This is a genomic window from Priestia sp. P1_B12_1, assembly GCF_056406695.1.
In genome coordinates this window covers 290,985-307,937 of sequence record NZ_JBFTZR010000002.1, presented here as the reverse complement: position 1 = coordinate 307,937, position 16,953 = coordinate 290,985, and the positions used below count along the sequence as shown (strand labels likewise).

At 38.2% G+C, this 16,953-nt stretch carries 19 protein-coding genes; 3 read left to right on the top strand and 16 right to left on the bottom strand.

Annotated features, from left to right (window positions below):
- Positions 1 to 352 precede the first annotated feature (352 nt).
- The 11 genes from rbsB to AC1D0Y_RS07085 form a co-directional block, all read right to left on the bottom strand.
- Positions 353 to 1,273, bottom strand: a complete 921-nt coding sequence (rbsB, locus tag AC1D0Y_RS07135) for a ribose ABC transporter substrate-binding protein RbsB (protein ID WP_013055634.1) — start codon at positions 1,271 to 1,273, stop codon at positions 353 to 355.
- Positions 1,274 to 1,284: 11 nt separating this feature from the next.
- Complete coding sequence (gene rbsC, locus AC1D0Y_RS07130; RefSeq protein ID WP_025749709.1) at positions 1,285 to 2,244, bottom strand: ribose ABC transporter permease RbsC; 960 nt, start codon at positions 2,242 to 2,244, stop codon at positions 1,285 to 1,287.
- 1 nt (position 2,245) lies between these two features.
- Positions 2,246 to 3,727 (bottom strand): sugar ABC transporter ATP-binding protein, encoded by a 1,482-nt coding sequence (locus tag AC1D0Y_RS07125; protein WP_050689236.1) that lies wholly within the window; start codon positions 3,725 to 3,727, stop codon positions 2,246 to 2,248.
- Between the two features lie 14 nt (positions 3,728 to 3,741).
- The gene (gene rbsD / locus AC1D0Y_RS07120) at positions 3,742 to 4,131 is read right to left on the bottom strand and encodes a D-ribose pyranase (protein WP_060744915.1); all 390 of its coding nucleotides are present in this window, start codon (positions 4,129 to 4,131) and stop codon (positions 3,742 to 3,744) included.
- Positions 4,132 to 5,010 carry a ribokinase gene (gene rbsK / locus AC1D0Y_RS07115; protein WP_060744914.1) on the bottom strand — a complete coding sequence of 293 codons (879 nt, stop codon included), beginning with the start codon at positions 5,008 to 5,010 and terminating at the stop codon, positions 4,132 to 4,134.
- A complete protein-coding gene (locus AC1D0Y_RS07110) occupies positions 5,003 to 5,992 on the bottom strand; it encodes a LacI family DNA-binding transcriptional regulator (protein ID WP_013081939.1) in 990 nt (329 codons plus the stop codon). Before AC1D0Y_RS07110 ends, rbsK begins: the two co-directional genes overlap by 8 nt.
- Positions 5,993 to 6,108: 116 nt before the next feature.
- A complete protein-coding gene (locus AC1D0Y_RS07105) occupies positions 6,109 to 6,534 on the bottom strand; it encodes a MarR family winged helix-turn-helix transcriptional regulator (protein ID WP_013055628.1) in 426 nt (141 codons plus the stop codon).
- A 163-nt stretch (positions 6,535 to 6,697) separates the two neighbouring features.
- Positions 6,698 to 7,120, bottom strand: coding sequence for a hypothetical protein (locus AC1D0Y_RS07100; RefSeq protein WP_060744913.1), 423 nt, complete (start codon positions 7,118 to 7,120; stop codon positions 6,698 to 6,700).
- Between the two features lie 8 nt (positions 7,121 to 7,128).
- A complete protein-coding gene (locus AC1D0Y_RS07095) occupies positions 7,129 to 7,659 on the bottom strand; it encodes an NAD(P)H-dependent oxidoreductase (RefSeq protein ID WP_014461382.1) in 531 nt (176 codons plus the stop codon).
- 18 nt (positions 7,660 to 7,677) lie between these two features.
- Complete coding sequence (locus AC1D0Y_RS07090; protein ID WP_028407633.1) at positions 7,678 to 9,303, bottom strand: DHA2 family efflux MFS transporter permease subunit; 1,626 nt, start codon at positions 9,301 to 9,303, stop codon at positions 7,678 to 7,680.
- A 42-nt stretch (positions 9,304 to 9,345) separates the two neighbouring features.
- Complete coding sequence (locus tag AC1D0Y_RS07085) at positions 9,346 to 9,984, bottom strand: biotin/lipoyl-containing protein (protein ID WP_013055624.1); 639 nt, start codon at positions 9,982 to 9,984, stop codon at positions 9,346 to 9,348.
- 352 nt (positions 9,985 to 10,336) lie between these two features.
- Between AC1D0Y_RS07085 and AC1D0Y_RS07080 the strand changes: the two genes are divergently transcribed.
- Complete coding sequence (locus AC1D0Y_RS07080; protein WP_043980161.1) at positions 10,337 to 10,792, top strand: MarR family winged helix-turn-helix transcriptional regulator; 456 nt, start codon at positions 10,337 to 10,339, stop codon at positions 10,790 to 10,792.
- A gap of 93 nt (positions 10,793 to 10,885) precedes the next feature.
- Here AC1D0Y_RS07080 and AC1D0Y_RS07075 read toward each other — a convergent pair whose 3' ends face one another.
- From AC1D0Y_RS07075 to AC1D0Y_RS07060, 4 genes are all read right to left on the bottom strand, one after another.
- On the bottom strand, positions 10,886 to 11,647 hold the full coding sequence (locus tag AC1D0Y_RS07075; RefSeq protein WP_028407631.1) for an SDR family oxidoreductase: 762 nt from the start codon (positions 11,645 to 11,647) through the stop codon (positions 10,886 to 10,888).
- A 121-nt stretch (positions 11,648 to 11,768) separates the two neighbouring features.
- Positions 11,769 to 12,596: an aldo/keto reductase gene (locus tag AC1D0Y_RS07070; protein WP_477707409.1), complete on the bottom strand. Its 828-nt coding sequence runs from the start codon at positions 12,594 to 12,596 to the stop codon at positions 11,769 to 11,771.
- 32 nt (positions 12,597 to 12,628) lie between these two features.
- Complete coding sequence (locus AC1D0Y_RS07065; RefSeq protein ID WP_013081930.1) at positions 12,629 to 13,384, bottom strand: IclR family transcriptional regulator; 756 nt, start codon at positions 13,382 to 13,384, stop codon at positions 12,629 to 12,631.
- 216 nt (positions 13,385 to 13,600) lie between these two features.
- Positions 13,601 to 13,909 (bottom strand): hypothetical protein, encoded by a 309-nt coding sequence (locus AC1D0Y_RS07060; protein ID WP_013055618.1) that lies wholly within the window; start codon positions 13,907 to 13,909, stop codon positions 13,601 to 13,603.
- 496 nt (positions 13,910 to 14,405) lie between these two features.
- On the opposite strand from AC1D0Y_RS07060, the gene AC1D0Y_RS07055 reads away from it, so the two are divergent.
- Positions 14,406 to 14,741 (top strand): DUF485 domain-containing protein, encoded by a 336-nt coding sequence (locus AC1D0Y_RS07055; RefSeq protein ID WP_034275644.1) that lies wholly within the window; start codon positions 14,406 to 14,408, stop codon positions 14,739 to 14,741.
- A gap of 16 nt (positions 14,742 to 14,757) precedes the next feature.
- Entirely contained in the window at positions 14,758 to 16,308 is a 1,551-nt protein-coding gene (locus tag AC1D0Y_RS07050) for a solute symporter family protein (protein WP_098433448.1), read from the top strand.
- A 40-nt stretch (positions 16,309 to 16,348) separates the two neighbouring features.
- Here the strand turns inward: AC1D0Y_RS07050 and AC1D0Y_RS07045 are convergent, their stop codons facing one another.
- Positions 16,349 to 16,834: a DUF6985 domain-containing protein gene (locus AC1D0Y_RS07045; RefSeq protein WP_013055615.1), complete on the bottom strand. Its 486-nt coding sequence runs from the start codon at positions 16,832 to 16,834 to the stop codon at positions 16,349 to 16,351.
- Positions 16,835 to 16,953 lie beyond the last annotated feature (119 nt).

Genomic DNA, 16,953 nt, shown 5'->3' with positions numbered 1-16,953 from the left:
ATCTGTATAACCAAGAATCTCTTTCTGGGAATTCATCACCAGAATCCCTTGATAGAGAGGTTTACTGTTTATTAAAAAAGATATATTTTTGTCATAAACAGGGCAAAATTGCTCTTTAAAAATAGAAATAAACGCTTATTATTACAGGTATATTACAAATTTTTCACAGAAAATTATGTGTTTTACCGTCTTTTTTCGGTGTTTTTTACTTTTTATTACATAAATTCCACCTACATAATTCCTACACTATTTATAAAGTTGTGACTTTTTCACTTCTTTTTTACACTTTACATACATAAAAAGACGCCCATAAATCAATTGAGCGTCTTTTTTCTACACACGTATAAAACCATTATTTGTCAGAGGTTACTAGTTTTAAAGGCACTGGAATTTGCTTATCTACCTTTTTGCCTTGAAGAACATTTTTAGCAGACTTTACAGCAAGTTTACCGATTAAAACAGGCTGCTGAGCTACAGTTGCTCCTAGCTTCCCTTCTTTTACCGCTTTAATTGCATCGTCGTTTCCATCAAACCCTACTACTAGCACATCTTTTCCTGAGCTGTTAATCGCTTGAATAGCTCCTAATGCCATTTCATCATTATGAGCAAATACGGCTTTGATCCCAGGATTTCCTTGAAGAACATTCTCCATAACGTTTAAGCCTTTTGTACGGTCAAAATCAGCCGACTGTTTAGCCGTAATATCTAGCTTTTGATCCGCAACGTTGTGGAACCCTTTTCCTCGTTCACGAGTTGCTGAAGCTCCCGGCACGCCTTCAAGTTCTGCTACTTGAGCTTTTTCCCCTACTTTTTTCACAATGTAATCAGCAGCCATTTGACCACCTTTTACATTATCTGAAGCTACCAGTGTTTCTACTTTTCCTTTTTCTGCTGAACGATCTAGCGTAATAACTGGAATTCCTACATTATTAGCCGATTGTACAGCTGTTGAAATAGCAGCTGAATCCGTTGGGTTAATAAGCAGAATGTTAACACCTTGCTGCATTAAATCTTCTACATCGTTAATTTGTTTTGCTGAATCATTTTGAGCATCTACTACAACTACTTCCATGCCCAGTTTTTTTGCTTCTTTTTGTACCCCTTCTTTTAACGAAACAAAGAACGGATTGTTTAATGTAGAAACGGATAAACCAATTTTAATATCTTTTAAATTTTTACTTTCAGATGGTTTCGCCCACTCAGGAGGCTGAAGTGAACAAGCCCCTAACAGTAATAATGAAAATGATAATAGCACGAGCCAAATTTTCTTCATGTTTTTCCCTCCTAAGCTGACTTTTTGCGATCAATTAATACCGCGATTAAAATAACAATTCCTTTTACAACCATTTGGTAAAATGACGAAACGCCGAGTAAGTTCAAACCGTTGTTTAACGTTCCGATAATCAACGCACCAATTAACGTTCCAACAATGCGTCCACGTCCTCCAGAAAGGCTTGTTCCCCCCAGTACTACTGCAGCGATAGCATCTAACTCATAAGACGTACCTGCCGTTGGCTGAGCAGAGTTCAAGCGAGAAGTCAAAATCGCTCCTGATAGCGCTGCCAATAATCCTGCTAGTGAGTAAATCATAACCTTAACTTTTGGTACTTTAATTCCTGAAATAAATGCTGCTTTTTCATTTCCACCGATTGCATATGTTCTGCGGCCAAACGGCGTTTTATGCAAAATCACCCATAGGACAGCAAACGCTAGTACCATCGTAATCGCTGGAACAGGAATACCTAGAAAATAGCCGCGGCCAAATAACTGGAAGTAATAGTTTTCGCCTAAGCCCGTAATCGGATTTCCATCTGTATAAACAAGCGTTAACCCTCTAAAAATTGTCATCGTCGCTAGCGTTGCAATAAACGGCGCCATTTTTCCTTTTGTAATAAGCAAGCCGTTAATCATACCCATTACAGCTCCTAACACACATCCTATTAAAATAGCTAAAATAGGATCTACACCTGACACAATCATACCTGCCATTAACGCACTTGATAAAGCAAGTATAGAGCCAACCGATAAATCAATTCCGCCTGTTAAAATGACAAACGTCATACCGAATGCAATTAAGGCATTAATGGCTACTTGACGCAGCAAGTTTAAAATATTTAAAGGTTCTAAAAAGCTTGGATTTAAAATTGATACAATGACAATAAGAATAAATAGACCTAGTAACGGACCTAGCTTTTGCATCACGTTATCAACGCGATTTTCTTTTATAGCTGTGTTTGCTTTCATTTTACTGACCTCCTGTTGCAAATGTCATAATTTTTTCTTGAGTTGCTTCTTCACTTGTCAGTTCACCCGTTATTTTCCCTTCATGCACAACCAAAATGCGATCGCTCATGCCGAGCACTTCCGGAAGCTCTGAAGACACCATGATAATAGCCACGCCTCTGTCTGTCAGTTCATTCATAAGCTGATAAATTTCACGCTTTGCCCCGACGTCAACTCCTCGAGTTGGTTCATCTAAAATCAGCACTTTTGGTCCAATGCCAATCCACTTGGCAATCACTACTTTTTGCTGATTGCCTCCCGATAAGTTACCCGCACTCGTCTCAGACGACTCGGTTTTGATCGTTAAACGTTTAATAAGTAAATCTACAAATTGCTGCTCGCTTTTTTGTTCAATAAAGCCTTTTGGCGAAAAGCTGAATAGACTTGGAAGCGCAATATTTTCTCGAATAGAAAAATCCAGGACGAGCCCTTCTGTTTTACGATCTTCTGTAATGAACCCGAGACCTAATTTAATGGCTTGGTCGGGCTTTGTGATACTGACCCGTTTGCCATTTAATATAATTTCGCCTTTTTCTAATGGATCAAGCCCGAAGATAGCGCGCATAATTTCGGTTCTGCCAGCTCCCATTAGCCCCGCAACACCGACAATTTCTCCTGATCGCACTGAAAAATGAACGTCATGAAATACACCTTTTCTCTCCAAGCCTTTTGCTTCAAATACAACATCTCCTTTAGGAGATGTCCTAGCAGGAAATCGATCGGTTAGCTCTCTTCCTACCATTTTGCGAACCACGTCATCGAAGCTGGTTTCTGGAATCGGCTTTTTGTCTACCGTCTGTCCGTCACGCATGACCGTAATGGAATCACAAATAGCAAAAATCTCTTCCATACGATGTGAAATATACACAATCGATACACCTTGTTTTCGCAGCGCATTAATTACGTCAAATAACTTTTGAATCTCTCTTTCAGTAAGCGCTGCGGTTGGCTCATCCATGATAATGACTTTTGCATTCGTCATCAGCGCTTTGGCTATTTCAATCATTTGCTGCTGTCCGACAGAACAAAGTCCCGCTTCTTGATCAAGAGGAATGGTCACAGCTAATTTTTCAAACTGCTTCTTTGCTAACGCTTTCATTTCTTTTGTTTTTAAAAAACCTAAAGGCGTTTTTAATTCTTTGCCGATAAATAAGTTCTCAAGCACCGTCATTTCAGGCCAAACGTTCAGCTCTTGATGAATAAAGGTAATTCCGTTTTGTTCTGCTTCTTTTGGATTTTGAAAATACGTCTCTTTGCCATCAATCAGAATCTGCCCTTCATCTTTTTTATGAAGGCCGGTTAAAATATTCATCAGCGTAGATTTCCCCGCTCCATTTTCCCCCATTAGTGCGTGAACTTCACCTTCATGTAATTCAAAATCCACGCCTCTTAGTACACGGTTTGCTCCAAAGGCTTTATGAATCCCTCTCATTGCAATATGCATGCTGTTCACCTCTTTTAAAAAATAACTCCCGCTTGTAAAATACAGTTTGCATAAGGAGTTGCTTCTCCTGTACGAATCACAACTTTCGCTTTGCTTGTCAGCATTTTTAATTGTTCATGCGATACTTCTTCTACTAAGATGTTTTGCTTTTCCATCAACTCGTAAGCCTTTTGATTTCTGTCTTTCATCTCAGAAGCAATCACTATTCTTTCTGTAGCCATATCTTCTAACACAGCTACTACTACATCTTCAAAGCTAGGCACTCCTAGCTTTAAAGATAAATCAATTTTAGGCACATCACTCGGAACAGGTAACCCTGCATCTGCAATGACAATAGTGTCTGTATGACCTAGATCTGTTAGTATTTTCGTAATATGACTGTTAATCATTCCGTGACGTTTCATTTACAGACTCTCCTCCACTTCTTTGCGAGTCGGCATACCGCCTTGTGCACCAAACTTAGTGACGGATAGCGAAGCTGCGCGATTAGCAAACTGAATTCCTTTTTCAAAACCCATTCCTTCGGCAAGTGCCACAGCAAGCGCTGCGTTAAATGTATCTCCTGCTCCTGTTGTATCAATCGTTTCTACTTGATAAGAAGCAACCAATACTTCTTTCTTGCCGTTAAAATAGCGCACGCCTTGTTTTCCTTCTGTAATAAACAATTTATTTGGATACTGTTTTAATACTTCTTCTTTTTCTTTTCCTTCAAATAAAAGCTCTGCTTCATGTTCATTTGGAGTGATGTAAGAAACTTGTTCAATCACTTCTGCTTTTAATGGTCTTGCAGGCGCCGGATTTAACAAAAGCGGTACTTTAAGTTCCTGACAAAGCTCAGCAACATATTCAACCGTTTCTTCTGGAATCTCTTGCTGAATAAGTACGATATCCGCTTCTTTAATTTTTTCTTTTGCTTTTTCCACGTAGTCTGGAGTAATATAATCGTTTGCTCCTTTGACGACTACAATGCTGTTATCTCCTTCAGCGAGTATAATGTGCGCTGTTCCGCTATCTGAATCTGTAACCGGTTTCACATTTTCCACAGATACACCGTTTGATTTGAAATTCTCCAGGATTGCTTTTCCGTAATGATCTTCGCCCACACACCCAATCATACTCACATCAGCTCCAAGACGGGCTGCTGCAACAGCTTGGTTCGCTCCTTTTCCTCCCGGAACGGTTTTGAATGATTCTCCTAATACTGTTTCTCCAGCTCCAGGACGAATATTTGATGTTACTACTAAATCCATTGATGAACTTCCAATCACAGTTACTTTAGCCATGTTCCTCAACCTTTCGTGTCGTATTTCGTTCAATAAACGTAACGGGTAGTTGTACTTGCTTTTGAATTAAAGGTTCTTTCTTAATGCATTTCATTAACAGACCTGCTGCTTGCTTGCCCATTTCATAAGCAGGCTGACGAATTGTAGACAGCGCTGGAAACGAAAAGCGGCTTTGCGGAATATCATCAAAACCAATTACTTGCAGATCGTCAGGAACGCTTTTTTCTAATCGAAACGCCTCGTGTAAAACGGCTGTGGCTACAATGTCATTACTTGCAATAATCCCGTCCGTTTCCGGGTACTTTTGAAAGATTTCCTTTGCCCATTTCTGCGCATCGTCAAACGCTAGAGAATTTGTATTTAATACGTAAAAGTCTGCATCAGACTGACTCAAAACAGACAGAGAGCCTTGAAAACGTTCCTGAGCAGGCTTTACATTTACTGGACCTTTGATAAGTGTAATTCTTTTACTTCCTCTTTTGATTATTTCTTCTGCAGCAAGTTTTCCACCCTCAAAACCATCAGCATAAACGGATGGATACTGATCAGAACTTCTATCTAAAAACACGACGGGAAATGTAAGACCTTCATATAGTTTCTGAGCTAGACTTGTTGTTGCCGTGATCATCCCTACTACATGGTTTTGCGTAAACGTTTGGAGATAAGTTAATTCTTTCTCTAACTGCTCATCACTATTGCCAAGAATTAAACGAAATCCATGGCTATGTACTTCATCTTCTATTCCTCGTGCAAGCTGAGGGAAAAAAGGGTTTGTAATGTCTGGAAGCAAGAGACCAATCAAACGAGATTCACGTGTATAAAGCGAACGGGCTACCTCGTTAGGGCTGTAGTTTAATTTTTGAATTGTATTCATTACTCGCACACGCGTGTCTTCTTTTACATATCCTGTACTGTTTAAAACGCGCGAAACGGTCGCAACGGACACGCCTGCTTCTTTTGCTACATCGCGAATTGTTACCACTTTATTTCCCTCCCTTCATATATGTAACCGTTTACACAAATGATAACATGGAAAAGTGAAGTTGACAATCTTTTTATTAAAAAAAATCACTTCATTAAGAAGTGATTTTTCTTTCATTAGATATTAGCGTCTAGTTTCTTAAATAATTTCAAAAATTGCTCTTGATCTTTCGGTTCATAGCAAGAAAAGAAATGAGCAATCATCTTTTGCACAATTTCATTTGCTTCTTCAATCACTTGTTCACCTTTAGCTGTTAACTCAATGTTTACTTTGCGGCGATCCTCTTTAGAGTGATAGCGTGAAACTAACTCTAAGTCTATTAAACGATTAATAACAGGAGTAATTGCACTAGGCTTGACGCGCATCTCTTCTGCCAGCTTGGTTACTCCAATGTGACTGCACTTACCGATAATTAATAAGATATGATATTGAAAAGGTGTAATCCCTTGTGAAAGTAACCTTTCTTTTATCTCTGTCATTACCTTTTTGTTAAGGGATATCGAAATTCTCTGGACCTCTTCAATAAATGTGAGCTGTTCCATGTTTTGACGTCCCCTTTCTTATAATCAGGGAGTCGATGGTTAACATGTCAGCCCCCTGCTGCACTCCAAGCAAAACCTAGCCTGGGGAGAGCGGCTGGTTTCGCGGAATGCTTATAACCTATTTTCTATCTATTTTATTCCGTACTATTATAATAGAAGAAACTCATTCACTATCGTTTTTCTTAAACGATCTTAAAGCCTTACGAAAAGCGTCATCATTCATAACGTCACGTTCTTCTTTTGTAAAAACCGTGTCGTCTTTTTCGCCTTCTCTAAACTTTTGCAGCACTTGACGATACATATCATCGTTCATGACATCTTTTTCTTTCTTATGTCTAGATGTTCTCGTTTCCGTCTTGGCCTGTGGCTCTTTTGGCTCTTCTTTTGGTGCTTCTTTTGGTGTTGCAGGTTTTTTTTCTGCCACTTTTTTCTCTTCTACTTTTGGCTCTTTAGGAGCATTTGAAGCAGCCGCTTCTTTTTTAGGTGGAACTGTACGCTGGCGCTTAGAAGATGATGCTTTAGCATTCATTGTAATAATTAGTACAACCAGAATCACAGCTACAACGATCAGTAAAATACCTAACATACTGTCACCTACTGTCCTTGTGTCATTCGTTTAGTCACTTGAACAACACGTTCTCCTAACGCTTTACCTAGCGCTTGGTCGTTCTCTGTTAATAATTCGTCACCTTCGATTGGACAAGTAATTCCCACACCGTAATAAGTACCGTACAGCGCATTTTCTGGAATGTTACCTGGTAAGCCAGCGATAACCATTCCTTGATGAAGCATCGGTGTGATTAAATTTAAAAGCGTTGCTTCTAAGCCACCGTGCGTTGTAGCTGTTGTACAGAACACCGCACCTACTTTATCAATTAATTTACCTTCTGCCCATAAATAACCTAATTTATCAATCCACGTTTTTAACCCTGAACTGATTGTTCCAAAATGCCCTGGGCAGCCCCAAATAATAGCATCCATTTCAGGCAGTTCACGTACATCTGCTTCTTCTACATGCTTTACATATACAGTTGCTTCTCCAGACAGCTCGGCGCCAGAAGCAATCGCTTTTGCTAATGCTTCTGTATGTCCGCCTTCACTATCATATACGATACAAATTTTCATCCTTTATCCCTCCGTTGCTTATGAGTTCATATCTTTTGGTGCCGGTAACATACGAATATCGTCTGTTGTTTCTTTTTCTGTCTCTTCTACTTCTACTACTGCATCTTTACGAACATCACGTAGGAAGAAACTTAAAATCAATCCAATAATGGCAATAATAACTGTCCAATAAAACGCGTCGTTAATTCCTTGCACAGTTGCTTGCGCTTGAACTTTTCCAGCTAATGTTGTTAAAGCTTGTTTTTGCGCCTCTGTTTGAGAAAGGTGAAGCGTTTGAGCAATTTTTTGCACAAATGCCTGGAAGTTATTCATAAAGAATGGATCGGATGTAGTCATGGAACTGCTCATTTCATTCACATGATATGTTGTGCGATTTGTAAAGATTGTAGTCATTAAACTGATACCGATTGAACCACTCACCTGACGAAGCGTGTTCGCCATTGATGTACCATGGCTGCTTAATTTTGCCGGCAGCTGATTTAAACCAGCCGTCATAATTGGCATCATCAATAATGACATACCGAATGCACGGATCATATAAATAATAACAATATGACTAAACGGTGTTTCAAGCGTTAATTTTGTAAATTCAAATGTTGTTACAACCGTAATCAACATCCCGACAATCCCTAGTGGACGCGGTCCTAATTTATCAAACAGCGTACCAGAAATTGGTGACATAACTAACATAACAAGTGCACCGGGCAAGATTAATAAACCTGAATCAAATGCTGAATAGCCACGAATGTTTTGCAAGTAAATTGGCAATAAGAACATACCAGCATACATACTAATTGTAATGGCAATACTAATGATATTAGATAATGAGAAAATACTGTATTTAAATACTCTCACATCAAGTAATGGACTCTTAAGTCGAAGCTGCTGCACGACAAAGATGATTAATAAGACAATACCGCCAATCATCGTTGACAATACAACTGAATCCGTCCAGCCATCGTTTCCAGCTTCACTGAAGCCGTATAGAAGTAAAGCCATACCTGCAAGAGATGTAAACACAGAAATTAGATCTACTTTTACATTTTGAGGTGGTTTAATATCTTTTAATTTAAAAGCTGCAATAATAAATACGAGCGCACCTAGTGGCACCATTCCCGTAAATAAAATGTGCCAGTCATAGTTTTGAATAACCCATCCTGAAAGCGTCGGTCCAATTGCCGGAGCGAACATCATGGCTAAACCAAAGATACCCATTCCTTTTCCGCGCATATGAGGAGGGAAAATAAATACGATAATGGTCATAACTAGAGGTGCTAGCACTCCGCCTCCGACTGCTTGAACAAGACGTCCGATTAGCATAATCGAGAAAGTCGGCGCAATTCCGCAGACAAGTGCCCCTATTGTAAAGCAGGCCATTGCAAATAAGAATAAGCGACGAACTCCAAAACGTTCAATTAAATAGGCTGATAATGGAATAAGTGCACCATTTACAAGCATGTATCCTGTAAGCAACCACTGTGCCGTATTAGCTGTAACGCCAAACTCTGTAATCAGATGCGGGATCGCAACATTTAGCAGCGTTTGGTTTAAAATTGCTAAGAACAATCCAAGCATAAGTACGACTAGCAGCGGAATATGCTTTTTAACTGAGCTTTCCTCTGGTTGTATCGTGTTTGCTGACATCAGTTCCTTCCTCCTTTCTTCTCTTCTTAATCATGTACGTTCTTAGTTTTTAGAGATTTTAACTTCTGCGTTCATACCTGGTAGTACGTTTTCAGAGTAGTTAGAAATAGAGATTTTAACAGGAACTGTTTGTGATACTTTCGTATAGTTGCCGTCTGAATTAGAACTTGGCATTAATGAGAAAATTGAGTTTGTTGCATAACCGATTTCTTCTACTTTTCCATCGATTGTTGTTTTAGTATCTCCGTCAACTGTTACATCAACGTCATCGCCAGCTTCAATATCTTTTAATTTGTCTTCTTTAATGTTTGCAATGATGAATAAGTTATTCATATCTACTTCGCTAGCAATTTGTTGACCAGCTTGAACCATTTGATTTTCTTTTACCTGTGTTTTGATGATTTTACCGTCTTCTGGTACTGTAACTGTTTTTTCTCCATCTTCTGATTGGATTTTAGCTACCTCATCATCTTTTGAAACATCTTTACCTTCTTCAACGTTCCAGCTTGCTACTTTACCTGCTGCTGGCGCTACTACTGTATAAAGGTCGCCGGACACTTTTGCATTGTCTGTGGATACATAATTAGATTTTTGAATATAATAGTATCCCCCACCAATAATTAAAGCTAATACTACAATAATTCCGATAAAGTTCATTAAAATTAAACGCCCTCTTGACATTTATTTTACCTCCTTAATATTTCATTCAGTTAAGTATTACGCTAGATAACTTTATCACAAAGATATTTAGTTGTAAATAACTTTGATTTTAATTTATTTTTAAAACTAAACATTTATGTTTCATAAAGTTTTCCCGACTGAATACTTTACTACATCTTTAACTGAAATACAACTTAAAAGTTTTGGTTTCTTTACAAGTACTTTACTTTACTTTAAAGTTAGATATATAAGCATAGGGTTATACACAAAAACAGCTTCTTTTTTTGGAACAAACTCCCTATATACATAAACCACAATAGGTAACTAGCAGCAATTGTTTAACACCTATAATGATAAAGAAAAGGTGATTATAATGGATCAGCAGTTAATAGATAAACTAGAAAAACTTGACCAAGTTAAAACCTCATTATTTGAACTCAAGCGAAAGCTCTTGGAAGATAAAATCAGTGAGCAGCCCTATAATTTGACCATTACGAAATTTTTAATTCTAAAATTCATTGGAGTCAGCTCTAAACGTATGGTAGCCGAAATTTCTTCAAATCTAAAGCTAACCTCCGGGGCTACTACCATTTTATTAAATCAATTAGAAGCTGATGCACTCATTAAGCGCGTACGTGACCAAAAAGACCGCCGAATTGTATGGATATCCTTAACAGAGGCTGGCGAAACATTAGTGAACTATGTAATTGAGCAGCGGAATTTATTTTGGCAAGACATGCTTTTTGCTCTAACTCCTGAAGAACAGGATGAGTACCTCCGCATGCTTGAAAAAATGGAAAAACGAATTAGACAAACTGTAGATCGTTAATGCTAAAAAACGTGTGTTCATTTATTTTATGGACACACGCTTTTTATGACCCGCTACTATTGACGAGTTTAGTAAGCTTTTTGTTTGCTGTCTTTAAAATTCAGGATTATTTTTCAAAAATCCACTCCAAGCCTGTGCTGTAGCTTTCTCAATTTCTTCTTTGGAAGCATGAAGCCTCTTAGCGCTGTCTCCATAGCCAATTTCGATTTTACCTTTTTTCAATTCTTCAAATATCGAATCGGCAAAGTCATCAAGCGGTGCTCCAAATGTATGAAGTCCCGGTCCTCCCAAATCCGTGTTCACGGCTGGAGGAAGAATTTCTATCACTTCGGTATTTGTTTCTTCTAATTGATGTCTTAGACTAATCGTAAACGACCTTAATGCCGCTTTTGTTGCGCTGTAGATTGGCACCCATGCTCCAGGTGTTAAAGACAGCCCGGAAGTAACGTTAATAACCGCAGCACCTTCTTGCTGAACGAAATGAGGAATCAATAACGACGTTAAATGAATAGGAGCACTTACATTACTCATTAGTTCTTTTTCGTAATACTGCCACTCTTTGTGCATGTGTAAAAGATTTACGCGCTGCTGAATGCCTGCATTATTCACAATAACATTTAATTTCGGGAATCTTTCAGTCGCCCATTTTACTAGCTCTACTCTGCTTTCTTCTATTGATACATCGCACACTTTTGTATGTAATGAAGGGAATTTTTCTTTTGCTTCTTGCAGCTTTGACTCCCTTCTTCCACAAATAATAACTTCATTTCCTTCATTTAAAAACCGTTCTGCAAGCGACAACCCAATTCCTGATGCTCCGCCCGTAATTAAAATAGTGTTTTCTGACATCTTCATTACTTTTCCTCCTCGTTCAACCATCGCATTTACTCTTTAATAAACAAAGCGCTACTGCATGAATGACAATAGCGCTTTGTTTATTATTTATCTTACAAGACGTTTTAGTCTTGCTTTAAAATTAAAAGTCAAAGTTATCCGGATCAGGACCTACGCGATGATTTTGATTTAATGCGTTAATTTTTTCAACTTCATCTGCATTTAATTCAAAATCAAATACGTCTGCATTTTGGATAATACGATGTTCTTTTGTTGACTTAGGAATAGTTACTACTTCGTTTTGCAAGTCCCAACGTAAGATAACTTGAGCAGTTGATTTTCCGTGCTTTTCAGCAATTTGAGTTAACACTTCGTTATCAAGCAGCTCACCTTGTGCAAGCGGTGACCATGCTTCCACTTGGATTCCTTGTTGTTTGCAGTATTCACGCACTTCTGTTTGCGTTAAAAGTGGATGAAATTCGATTTGGTTTACCATCGGCTTAACTTCTGCATCTGCAATTAAGTCTTCTAAATGATGAACTTGGAAATTTGATACGCCGATTGCACGAATTTTCCCGTCTTTATAAAGCTTTTCAAGTGCTTTCCACGTATCTTTATACTTACCTTCAACTGGCCAGTGAATTAAGTATAAATCTAAATATTCAAGACCTAGCTTGTTTAAGCTTGTTTCAAACGCTTGAAGAGTTGTGTCATATCCTTGATCTGCATTCCACACTTTTGATGTAACAAACAGTTCTTCGCGAGAAGCTCCTGATTCTTTGATCGCTTGTCCCACGCCTTCTTCATTTTCGTAAATTTTAGCCGTATCAATGCTTTTATATCCAGCTTTGATTGCATATTTAACTGAATCTACCACTTCTTGACCATCTTCTACTTTATAAACACCTAAACCTAACCAAGGCATTTTAACGCCGTTTGCTAAGGTCGTAGTTGACTGTAAGTTTTCCATGTTGCCGTTCATCCCCTTTTTTTACTATTGAATTATTCGTAAAGAGTAATTGCTTGTGAAATTTGTTCTGCGCACTGTTTAACAAGTGCAGCATGTTCTTCGTCTTTCTCTTGTGAAATACGAAAGGATGGACCTGATAAAGCAATAGCCGCCATTATTTTTCCTTTTCTGAAAATAGGGGCTGCAATACAGCGAACGCCCGGCTCCCGTTCTTCATCGTCGACAGCATATCCTCTTTCCTTACTTAAAGCTAAATCAGCTTCAAGCTCGTCCAGCTCGGTGATCGTTCGATCTGTATAAGCTTCAAGCGAAAGTTCATGAAGAATAGATTTTTGTACGCTGTCCTCTTGATAAGCAAGAATACACTTTCCAATAGCATTTGCATGAAGCGGCTTTTTATTTCCTACTTCAGAATGCGTACGAGTGCTATATTGCCCGTTAACCACCTGAGTTGTAACCATTTGTTTATGATGGAGAATTCCCGCATAAATGGTCTCTTTGGTCTCTTCACTCAGCTTCTGCATAGCAGGAACAGAGAGCCAATTCATTTCATAGTTCGTATGCATCGTATTTTGCACGAGTGCCAGCACCAGTTGCGGTGAAACCGTATAGCGGTTAGACGGGTTTCTTACAATAAATCCGTTTTGCTCAAGCGTGCTCACAAGACGATACATCGTACTCTTATTAAAACCGAGCGCTTCCATCATTTCTGGAATAGTCATATTCGGACGGTTTAAAAGCAAAGAGAAGATATCTAATCCTTTTTTTAAAGTTCCAACCTCGGACATGCCCTTCTTCCTCCTTTTATCCGAACAACAATTTTATTATAAAACAAAGCTCTTTATCGTATCAAATAAGGAAACTACACTAAGCTATTTTCCCTATATAAGAGAATACATAACGTGATTGTTCTTCTTAATCTATTCCACTGTTTTTTCTATTTAAACATAAAAAAAGTCTTAACAATAGAATTTTTTTACATTTTTTGAAATTAGTTTTGCTTTTCACTCGTTAACTTCTTCAAATCGCTTCAGCTGCTCCAGCTGATTTTCCTTTTTCATAATTTCTTTCTGACGCTCACCTAGTAAATCGAAATGAGGATAGCCGGATCGATTATCAATATACTTAGCGGGAATACCGTACTTTTTTCCCCACTTAATCAGCTTATTTAAGTCACTGCAACCTACTTTTGTTACGGTAGTTGCATGTGGAAAACGCTCATCAAGCCAATAATGAGTTAAAAACGCGATCTCTCCTCGCTTAACAGCTGCTTTCCATGCGTTTAGTTCCGGGCGTTTAATTCCAAATGCCATTCTTTCACCTTTTCTCTTTTATATAAGTAGTTACATTATTTGTTTACTATAAAGAAAAAATATCATTCATATAGAAATCTTTCATAATATCTTGTCTATTTATAACCATCTCTAAATAATAGCTTATTTTCTCAACCTGTTTCCTCTCTAAGCATTATTGTGTGCTTATGATTCTATCATCATCTTCTTTTCTTTTTCAAAAGATCAAACAAACAAATAACGTTTAAATAATAAAGAAAAGCCTTATATATAAGAAACTAAGGATTAATTTCAACATTTCTTTTGCGAATGATTTTTCCTTTGTATTAAATGTTGTTCTTTTTTTATTATGTCAGTATGCATTTATTACGAACCTTCAGTATATTAAAAAACCTACACAGTTACCATTCTCACAAAAAGACAGAATTTACTTTTTATTCCGAAAATAATATAATTCAAGTGATATGAAGCTTTTCGCTTCATCTATTTATTATTAAAGGGGGAATTCTGCTTGGCGATGAATGAAAATTCTTTAAAGAAGGTAAACAATGCTTCTTCCTCTCCTGATTACACAGAAATTGTACAGTCTGCTTCATTTCAAAAGCTTTTGAAACAAAAACGCAATTTTATTTTACCGCTCTCTCTGTTTTTTCTTGCTTTTTATTTTACCTTGCCTATCTTAACGGCTTACACAACCGTCCTAAACAAACCAGCTTTTGCTTCTATGACCTGGGCGTGGGTATTTGCTTTTGCACAGTTTGTGATGACCTGGACCCTATGCATTCTATACACAAAAAGAGCCTCGAAATTCGATGAACTTGTTGACACGATTAAAAAAGAAGCTGCAAATTAAATAGGGGGTTAAATCAATGAACGTACTAGCTTTTTCACTTTTTTTAGCCATTGTAGGTCTTACGCTAATCATTACGTATGCGGCATCCAAGCGGACAAAAACGACCAGTGACTTTTATACAGCAGATGGAAGTTTAACCGGCTGGCAAAACGGTATGGCAATTGCCGGAGATTATATGTCTGCTGCATCATTTTTAGGCATAGCTGGAATGGTAGCGCTTTCTGGATTTGACGGTTTTTTTTACAGCATCGGCTTTTTAGTTGCCTACCTGGTTGTGTTATACATTGTAGCTGAACCCCTTCGCAACTTAGGAAAGTACACGATGGCAGATATGATAGCAGCTCGTTTTAACGAAAAGAAAGTGCGGGGAGTTGCTGCGTTAAACACGATCACCATTTCCATTTTTTACATGATTGCGCAGCTTGTTGGAGCAGGAGCATTAATTCATTTACTACTTGGTCTAGATTACGTGTACTCTGTCTTGATTGTCGGCGTCTTGATGACGGTTTACGTTGTATTTGGAGGAATGACAGCGACTAGCTGGGTGCAGATTGTCAAAGCCTTGCTTCTGATGATTGGTACGTTCATTATTTCCATTATCGTATTTTCAAAATTTGATTTTAGCTTAGCTAAAATGTTTTCCGAGATGAAAACTGCAACTCCTCTTGGTGACGGCTTTTTAAATCCAGGAAATAAATTCAAAAATCCGCTGGACATGATTTCGTTGAATTTAGCTCTTGTTCTTGGTACAGCAGGCCTGCCTCATATCCTTATTCGTTTCTTCACAGTAAAAGATGCCATCACCGCAAGAAAGTCTGTTATTTATGCAACGTGGATCATTGGCGTTTTTTACATTATGACAATCTTTTTAGGATTCGGTGCTGCTGCTTTTGTAGGATATGATGATATTATCAAAGCAAATGCAGCAGGAAATATGGCGGCTCCTCTGCTCGCTCAAGTTCTTGGCGGAGACTTTCTTTTTGCGTTCGTTTCAGCTGTAGCATTTGCTACAATTTTAGCTGTTGTAGCTGGACTGGTGCTCTCAGCAGCTTCAGCATTCGCGCACGACTTCTATAGTCATATTCTGCGTAAAGGAGATGCTACCGAAAAAGAACAGGTAGTGGCTGCACGATGGGCTTCTATTGGGGTATCCATTTTATCTATTATTCTTGCATTATTTGCTCAAAACATGAACGTGGCATTTTTAGTGGCACTTGCGTTTGCGGTAGCTGCGAGCGCTAACTTGCCAATTATTCTTCTCACTATTTTTTGGAAACGTTTTAATACAGCAGGAGCAGTCACTGGCATGCTGGTTGGGCTATTCAGCTCACTATTTTTAGTTGCCATTAGTCCAAACGTGTGGGCACCTGAGCCGGGAGCTGCTATCTTCGTAGGCGAACCGCTCATCACGCTAACAAACCCTGGTATTATCTCTATTCCTCTAGGCTTCTTAGCTGCTTTTGTAGGAACACTTCTTTCGTCTAAAAAAGCAGACGAAAAGAAATTTGATGAGATTTTAGTAAAAGCAAATACAGGTATGGGAATCGAAGAGCCTGTCAAACATTAATGCCAAAAAGCCTTGAAGCAGGTTGCTTCAAGGCTTTTTACTAGAATAAATCTTCTTGTAAACCAATAGCGGAAATTTGTTCATTTCTAAACTTTACAGCTAACATATGCTCTTCTTCCCACGTACATTCAAAAAACAAACCAAGTTCTCTTGTATCATGAGGTGCTTCAGGAACAAAGATTTGAATACACTCAACTAAAAAACCGATGTCTTTTCGCTTTTTTACATTCGGAACTAATAAGTCTACTACGTCTTTTTCAACTTGAGTTCTGTATTCATCTCGCACCTGCTGATAATAATCAAAAAGAGCTTTTTCCGTCCTCTTTAACAATAATTCACCTTGAAGCCAAAATGCTTGAAAGGCCTCTTCTTGTCGTTTTTGAAATGGCTTCTCTTTATCTCCATCAATTGTCAGCAACACCTGTTGTTTTTGTCCAAAGAAAGTGACCTGTTTTTCTCCAACCCAGGCCGAGTCATATAACAAAGATCCAAAAAGCGGATGATGTACTCGTAATGTTTGATTCATTGCATACCTGACCCTCTCAAAAAGTGGATTTCTGCTTGCATTGGCGTATAATAAATGGTGCTTGAAACAAACTTCTAAACTTATTCTATGTTACCATATTTTTTACAGAAAGGAGTGCC

What these genes read in the sequence shown, in the direction of transcription:
- rbsB (WP_013055634.1), bottom strand. Translation starts at nt 1,273, where the DNA reads ATGAAGAAAATTTGGCTCGTGCTATTATCATTTTCATTATTACTGTTA.
- rbsC (WP_025749709.1), bottom strand. Translation starts at nt 2,244, where the DNA reads ATGAAAGCAAACACAGCTATAAAAGAAAATCGCGTTGATAACGTGATG.
- AC1D0Y_RS07125 (WP_050689236.1), bottom strand. Translation starts at nt 3,727, where the DNA reads ATGCATATTGCAATGAGAGGGATTCATAAAGCCTTTGGAGCAAACCGT.
- rbsD (WP_060744915.1), bottom strand. Translation starts at nt 4,131, where the DNA reads ATGAAACGTCACGGAATGATTAACAGTCATATTACGAAAATACTAACA.
- rbsK (WP_060744914.1), bottom strand. Translation starts at nt 5,010, where the DNA reads ATGGCTAAAGTAACTGTGATTGGAAGTTCATCAATGGATTTAGTAGTA.
- AC1D0Y_RS07105 (WP_013055628.1), bottom strand. Translation starts at nt 6,534, where the DNA reads ATGGAACAGCTCACATTTATTGAAGAGGTCCAGAGAATTTCGATATCC.
- AC1D0Y_RS07100 (WP_060744913.1), bottom strand. Translation starts at nt 7,120, where the DNA reads ATGTTAGGTATTTTACTGATCGTTGTAGCTGTGATTCTGGTTGTACTA.
- AC1D0Y_RS07095 (WP_014461382.1), bottom strand. Translation starts at nt 7,659, where the DNA reads ATGAAAATTTGTATCGTATATGATAGTGAAGGCGGACATACAGAAGCA.
- AC1D0Y_RS07090 (WP_028407633.1), bottom strand. Translation starts at nt 9,303, where the DNA reads ATGTCAGCAAACACGATACAACCAGAGGAAAGCTCAGTTAAAAAGCAT.
- AC1D0Y_RS07085 (WP_013055624.1), bottom strand. Translation starts at nt 9,984, where the DNA reads ATGTCAAGAGGGCGTTTAATTTTAATGAACTTTATCGGAATTATTGTA.
- AC1D0Y_RS07080 (WP_043980161.1), top strand. Translation starts at nt 10,337, where the DNA reads ATGGATCAGCAGTTAATAGATAAACTAGAAAAACTTGACCAAGTTAAA.
- AC1D0Y_RS07075 (WP_028407631.1), bottom strand. Translation starts at nt 11,647, where the DNA reads ATGAAGATGTCAGAAAACACTATTTTAATTACGGGCGGAGCATCAGGA.
- AC1D0Y_RS07070 (WP_477707409.1), bottom strand. Translation starts at nt 12,596, where the DNA reads ATGGAAAACTTACAGTCAACTACGACCTTAGCAAACGGCGTTAAAATG.
- AC1D0Y_RS07065 (WP_013081930.1), bottom strand. Translation starts at nt 13,384, where the DNA reads ATGTCCGAGGTTGGAACTTTAAAAAAAGGATTAGATATCTTCTCTTTG.
- AC1D0Y_RS07060 (WP_013055618.1), bottom strand. Translation starts at nt 13,909, where the DNA reads ATGGCATTTGGAATTAAACGCCCGGAACTAAACGCATGGAAAGCAGCT.
- AC1D0Y_RS07055 (WP_034275644.1), top strand. Translation starts at nt 14,406, where the DNA reads ATGAATGAAAATTCTTTAAAGAAGGTAAACAATGCTTCTTCCTCTCCT.
- AC1D0Y_RS07050 (WP_098433448.1), top strand. Translation starts at nt 14,758, where the DNA reads ATGAACGTACTAGCTTTTTCACTTTTTTTAGCCATTGTAGGTCTTACG.
- AC1D0Y_RS07045 (WP_013055615.1), bottom strand. Translation starts at nt 16,834, where the DNA reads ATGAATCAAACATTACGAGTACATCATCCGCTTTTTGGATCTTTGTTA.